We start from the raw sequence: 5,709 nt of genomic DNA, 5'->3' as shown, positions 1-5,709 counted from the left end.
TTGATGGATATCGGTGGATCCAGGTGTTCGCTGGCAAGGCGCCGGTCGGCCCTCGTACCAGGCGTACTCGGGTCGGCCGGCAACGCAGCCAGCGGGCACCTGGGCCGCCGAGATACCCGTCGAACCTTGCTGGACGGGCCACTAGACACCCCGCTCCACCGGCAGCAAGCCGCGGTCGACGGCCGCCACCAGCGCGGCGTGGTCGGCCTCGGTCTGGTCGGCGTAGGCCCGGGCGAACCGGCACAGCGCCTCGTCGACCTTCGGGGAGCCGCCGACGTAGCCGGCGATCATCGACGCGCCACTGGTGCGGGCGTGGCCCTTGGCGAGCAGGTGCCCCACCACGCCGGCGTAGTCGGCCAGGGCGGTGGCGTCGATCGCGTCCAGCGGCACGGTCCCCTTCATGTTGCGGAACTGGCGCACGTAGTACTGGCGGCCCCCGACGGTCGTCCAGCCCAGCAGCGGGTCGCTGACGGTCTGCAGCGCCTGCTGGTACTCCACGACCCGCTGGCCCTGGTGGGCGTGCCACGCCGACTCGCCGTGCACGTAGCGGGCGAGCACCGACCGGCGGGCCTGCTTGAGCTGCAGGAACACCACGTCCTCCGGTGAGGACCCCTCCAGCAGCACCACGTACGCGCGCAGCCCCACGCTGCCCACCCCGACGACCTTGTGGGCGATGTCGACCAGCGTGTAGCCGCCGAGCATGCGCCGCCAGTGCGGGGCGAGGGTGAGCAGGTACTCGTCGAGCGCCGCGGCCATCAGGTCGGCCTCGGCGCCGGGCACCCGGGTGATCAGCGGGGGCTCCTCGACGATCCGGCGCACCTCGCCGACCTGCTCGGTGAACCGCGGCAGCGCCCGGTCGCTGGTGCGCCTGCGGGCCCGGTTGGCGGCCTTCTGCACCGCGTGGCGCAGCGTTCCCTCCGCGGTGTCCTCCTGCAGGCGGTCGACGTCGAGGCGCTGGTAGGAGCGGGAGAGCAGCGGCTGGCTCGCGAGGTAGCGGACCTCCTCGCGGTACGCGGCGACGCACGCGGCGACGGCGGCCTCGCAGCCGTCCTCGGAGGCCCCGTTGTGCCGGCCGGCGACCCAGATGCTGGCCACGAGCCGGCGCAGGTCCCACTCCCAGCAGCCGGGGTGGGCCTCGTCGAAGTCGTTGAGGTCCATCACGAGGTCGCGCTCCGGGGAGGCGTAGAAGCCGAAGTTGCCCAGGTGCGCGTCGCCGCAGACGACCGGGGTGATGCCGGTGGCCGGCAGGTGCGCCACGTCCTCGGCCATGACCACGGCCGAGCCGCGCAGGAACCCGTAGGGCGAGGCCACCATCCGGCCGACGCGGATCGGCACCAGCCGCCCGACGCGGCCCTCGTGGTTGTCCATGATCTGGCGGACCGGGTCGGGGCGCCCGCGCGGCGGCCGCCACTCGGCCAGCGACGAGCGGGGTACGCGCTTGCGCAGGCGCTTGCCGATGGCGTAGCGCTCCGCGCGCTCCACCGGGCGGCGGCGCAGCGACGTGTAGGCCTCGCCGTCGGCGTCGGCGAGGACCGTGTGCGCGTGGCTGGCCGGGGCGTCCACGCCCGGATCGTACGTCCGGACCAACGCCCGGACGGGGTCCGGCGCAGACATCTCCCGAACTCCTCCCCCGCGGGTGTCCTCCTCGGGTCCGCCCGACCGTTCATAGGGTGAGCCGGTCGTCCGGGCCGGCCGTCACCCCCTCAAGGAGCCGTCATGCCCACCTACGCCGCCATCATCTACTCCTCCGACCTCGACTGGACCGCCCCCGAGCAGGAGGCCGTCATGGCCGACTACACGGAGTTCGGCGAGGCCGCCGCCGCGGTGATCCGCGGCGGCGCGGCGCTGTACCCCACCGGCACCGCCACCACCGTCCGGGTCCGCGGCGGCAAGGGCGGCGACATCGTCACCACCGACGGCCCGTTCGCCGAGACCAAGGAGGTGCTCTCCGGGTTCTACCTGCTCGAATGCGCCGACCTGGACGAGGCGATCAAGCTCGCCGCGCAGATCCCGGGGGCGTGGGACGGCGGCGTCGAGGTGCGCCCGATCATCCAGTTCGGCGGGTGAGCGCGCCCGACCCGCAGCCGGCGCGCGCCGCCCTCGTCCGCCTCGTGCGCGACGAAGGCCGGCGCGTGCTGGCGACCCTCGTGCGGGTCACCGGCGACCTCGGGCTCGCCGAGGACGCCGTGCAGGACGCCACCGAGCGGGCCCTCGCGACCTGGCCGCGCGACGGCGTCCCGCCCGAGCCGCGCGCCTGGCTCACGCTCACCGCGCGCCGCCGGGCGATCGACCTCGCCCGCCGCGAGGCGGCCCGCGGCGGGAAGGAGGCCGACGCCGTGGTCCTGCTCGACCCGCCCACCGACGACGCCGACGCCCCCGACGTCCGCGACGACCTGCTGCGCCTGGTGTTCACCTGCTGCCACCCGGCGCTGGACGTACCCAGCCAGGTGGCGCTGGCGCTGCGCACGTTGTGCGGGCTGTCCACGGCCGAGGTCGGCCACGCGCTGCTGGTCTCCGAGGCGACCATGGCCAAGCGGCTCACCCGGGCCAAGCAGAAGATCGCCCGCGCCGCCATCCCGTACCGGGTCCCGGCCGACCACGAGCTGCCCGAACGGCTGCGCGGCGTGCTGGCCACCGTCTACCTGCTGTTCAACGAGGGCTACTCGGCCTCCGACGGCGACGCTCCGATGCGCCCGGCGCTGGTCGACGAGGCCGTGCGGCTGACCCGGCTGCTGGGCGAGCTGATGCCGGGCGAGGCGTCGGTGCTCGGCCTGCTGGCCCTCGAGCTGCTGCAGGACTCCCGCCGCGCGGCCCGCCACGACCCCGACGGCCGTCCGGTGCTGCTGCCCGACCAGGACCGCTCCCGCTGGGACCGCGCCCGCATCGCCGAGGGCGTCGTGCTGGTCGGGGAGGGCCTGCGCCGCTCCCCCGACGCCCCCGACCCCTACGTCGTGCAGGCCGCGATCGCCGCCTGCCACGCGCTGGCCCCCAGCTGGCCCGACACCGACTGGGCCGCCGTGCTGTCCTGGTACGAGGTGCTGCTGACGGTGCAGGACACCCCGGTCGTGCGGCTGAACCGGGCGGTCGCGGTGGCCGAGCTGCGCGGCGCCGAGGCCGGGCTGGCCGAGCTGGCCGCCGTGACGGGCCTGGACGGGTACCCGGCCGCGCACGCCGCCCGGGCCGAGCTGCTGGCCCGCCTCGGCCGCGCCGACGAGGCCGCCGCGGCCTACGCGGCGGCGCTGCGGCTGCCGCAGAACGCCGCCCAGCGCGCCCACCTGCGGGAACGGCTCGCAGCGCTCACCGGGCGCTGACCCGACCGGGCCGACCGACGACGAACACGGCGACGGCCGCCGCGGCGGTGCCGACCGTCGTCACCGCCATGACCACCGGGGAGACCCCGCCCAGCGAGGCCAGCGGGGGCACCGCCGCGGCCAGCCCGAACTGGGTCAGCCCGACCAGCGCCGACGCCGTGCCCGCGACCTCGCCCTGCTCGGCCAGCGCCAGCGCCGTCCCGTTGGGCAGGATCAGCCCGGAGCAGCCGACCAGCACCAGCAGCGGCGGCAGCAGCGCCCACACCGAGTCCGACACGAGCACCCCGACCAGCATCGCCACGGCCGCCGCGAGGGCCAATCCCACGCCGGCGCCGAGCAGCCGGCGCGACCCGAGCCTGCTCACGAGCGCCGCGCTGAGCTGGCCGAGCAGGATCAGCGCCAGCGAGTTGGCCGCAAAGACGAGCGAGAACGCCTGCGCGTCCAGGCCGTAGACGCCCTGCAGCACGAAGGTGCCCATCGCGATGTAGACGAACATCCCGCACACGCCCAGGCCCTGCACCAGCGCCGGCACGACGAACGAGCGGTCGCGCAGCAGCCGGCCCACCACCTGCCCGGTGGCGCGCAGGCCCCCGGCCCGGCGCCGCTGCACCGGTAGCGACTCCGCGCGGGTCAGCGCGGCGACCAGCAGCACCAGCCCGATGACGGCCAGGGCCCAGAACACCCCGCGCCAGTCGGTCACCCGCAGCAGCTGCCCGCCCAGCAGCGGCGCCAGCACCGGGGCCACCCCGGTCACGGTGACCAGCAGCGCGAACACCCTGGCCGCGGCCGCACCCTCGTACAGGTCGCGCACCATTGCCCGGGCGATGACGATGCCCGCGCCCCCGGCCAGCCCGCTGAGCAGGCGCAGCACCAGCAGCAGCTCGATCGACGGGGCGAGCGCGCACAGCCCGGCGGTGACGGCGAACAGGGCCACGCCCGCGATCAGCGGGCGGCGCCGCCCCACGCGGTCGGTGAACGGCCCGACCAGCAGCTGCCCCAGCGCCATCCCGATCATGCAGGCCGACAGCGTCAGCTGGGTGGCCGCCTCGGTGGTGGCCAGGTCGGCGGCCATCGCGGGCAGCGCGGGCAGGTAGAGGTCGTGGGCCAGCGGCCCGAAGCTGGACAGCCCGCCCAGGGCGAGCACCATCCCGATCGGGACGCGGGTCGAGGGTGGCGCAGCCGTCACCCGCTCTTCCTACGTGGGTTCCGGCGCCCCCGCCGCGCCTCCGGCGAACGGCTTGGTCACACCGAGAGGGCCAGCAGCCCCAGCAGGAAGACGAGCACGGTCAGCCCGAACATCATGGCGATGAAGGCGCCGGCGGCGGGACGGGTGGTCAGGCTCGGACCCGGGGCGGCGGGGCCGCGGCGCGGGGTCGGACCCAAGTCGTAGGCGGTCATGCCCCCGACTTCGCCCAGCGTGCGCGGACGGTTACCACGCGCCCCGCGTTATCCCCAGAACTGATGAAACCCGCTGCTCCTGCGGCCGCACCCGCACCGGGCCAGGATGGGCCGATGACCGAGATCGCCCTGGTCCGCGGGGACATCACCGAGGCCGATGTCGACGCCGTGGTCAACGCCGCGAACTCGTCGCTGCTGGGCGGCGGCGGCGTCGACGGCGCCATCCACCGCCGCGGCGGCCCCGAGATCCTGGCCGCCTGCCGCGAGCTCCGCGCCACCTCCCTCCCCGACGGCCTGCCCACCGGGCAGGCGGTCGCCACGACCGCCGGCCACCTCCCCGCCCGCTGGGTGATCCACACGGTGGGCCCGGTGTACGCGAAGCGCGAGGACCGCTCCGACCTGCTGGCCTCCTGCTACCGCGAGTCCCTCCGGGTAGCCGACGAACTCGGCGCCCGCACCGTGGCCTTCCCGGCGATCTCGGCGGGGATCTACGGCTGGCCGATGGACGACGCCGCCCGCATCGCGGTGACGACCGTGCGAGCCACACCGACCGACGTGGCGGAGGTCCGGTTCGTACTGTTCGACGACGCCGCCCACCAGGCCTTCACCGTCGCCGCAGGCTGACGCGCCGGTCCGGTGACGGGCCGAGAGCCGCTCTCGCTCCGGCGCTCGAACCCGCTCCTGGTCGAGCGAGTGGCGCTCTCGCCCAACCAGGCCGACCCACCGCGCCACTCGCTCGCCGGGACCCACCCGCCCCGGTTGAGCGAACGGCGCACCCGGCCAACGAGCCGGGCCCACCGCCCCACTCGCTCGCCGAGCCCCCTCCCACCCGGGTTGAGCGAGCGGCGCTCCCGCCCAACGAGGCCGGCCACCGCGCCACTCGCTCGCCCGGGCGGGACGAAAGCCGCGCTCGCACCACCCGGCGGGACGAAAGGCGCGCTCGCACCCCGGCGAGGCGGCGCAGCGCCGCGAGCCGGCGCGAGCCCCCCGGGGGGCGCGC

The 5,709-nt window shown here is 75.8% G+C and carries 6 protein-coding genes; 3 read left to right on the top strand and 3 right to left on the bottom strand.

The window, feature by feature from the left end; genetic code table 11:
- Positions 1 to 141 precede the first annotated feature (141 nt).
- Entirely contained in the window at positions 142 to 1,563 is a 1,422-nt protein-coding gene (locus KDL28_RS39965) for a DUF2252 domain-containing protein (RefSeq protein WP_252446694.1), read from the bottom strand.
- A gap of 153 nt (positions 1,564 to 1,716) precedes the next feature.
- Between KDL28_RS39965 and KDL28_RS39960 the strand changes: the two genes are divergently transcribed.
- Both KDL28_RS39960 and KDL28_RS39955 read left to right on the top strand, forming a co-directional pair.
- Positions 1,717 to 2,067 carry a YciI family protein gene (locus KDL28_RS39960; RefSeq protein ID WP_252446693.1) on the top strand — a complete coding sequence of 117 codons (351 nt, stop codon included), beginning with the start codon at positions 1,717 to 1,719 and terminating at the stop codon, positions 2,065 to 2,067.
- Positions 2,064 to 3,311 (top strand): RNA polymerase sigma factor, encoded by a 1,248-nt coding sequence (locus tag KDL28_RS39955; protein WP_252446692.1) that lies wholly within the window; start codon positions 2,064 to 2,066, stop codon positions 3,309 to 3,311. The genes KDL28_RS39960 and KDL28_RS39955 overlap by 4 nt, the downstream gene beginning before the upstream one ends.
- Here the strand turns inward: KDL28_RS39955 and KDL28_RS39950 are convergent.
- Positions 3,298 to 4,497 (bottom strand): multidrug effflux MFS transporter, encoded by a 1,200-nt coding sequence (locus KDL28_RS39950; protein ID WP_252446691.1) that lies wholly within the window; start codon positions 4,495 to 4,497, stop codon positions 3,298 to 3,300. The two genes, KDL28_RS39955 and KDL28_RS39950, sit on opposite strands and share 14 nt — an antisense overlap.
- 56 nt (positions 4,498 to 4,553) lie before the next feature.
- Complete coding sequence (locus KDL28_RS39945) at positions 4,554 to 4,709, bottom strand: hypothetical protein (protein ID WP_252446690.1); 156 nt, start codon at positions 4,707 to 4,709, stop codon at positions 4,554 to 4,556.
- 114 nt (positions 4,710 to 4,823) lie between these two features.
- Here KDL28_RS39945 and KDL28_RS39940 point away from each other — a divergent pair, with 114 nt between their 5' ends.
- The gene (locus tag KDL28_RS39940) at positions 4,824 to 5,333 is read left to right on the top strand and encodes an O-acetyl-ADP-ribose deacetylase (RefSeq protein WP_252446689.1); all 510 of its coding nucleotides are present in this window, start codon (positions 4,824 to 4,826) and stop codon (positions 5,331 to 5,333) included.
- Positions 5,334 to 5,709 lie beyond the last annotated feature (376 nt).

Source organism: Pseudonocardia humida (assembly GCF_023898865.1).
GTDB classification, from domain to species: Bacteria; Actinomycetota; Actinomycetes; order Mycobacteriales; family Pseudonocardiaceae; genus Pseudonocardia; species Pseudonocardia humida.
The sequence above is the reverse complement of the archived record's forward strand: the minus strand, read 5'-3'. Positions and strand labels throughout refer to the sequence as shown.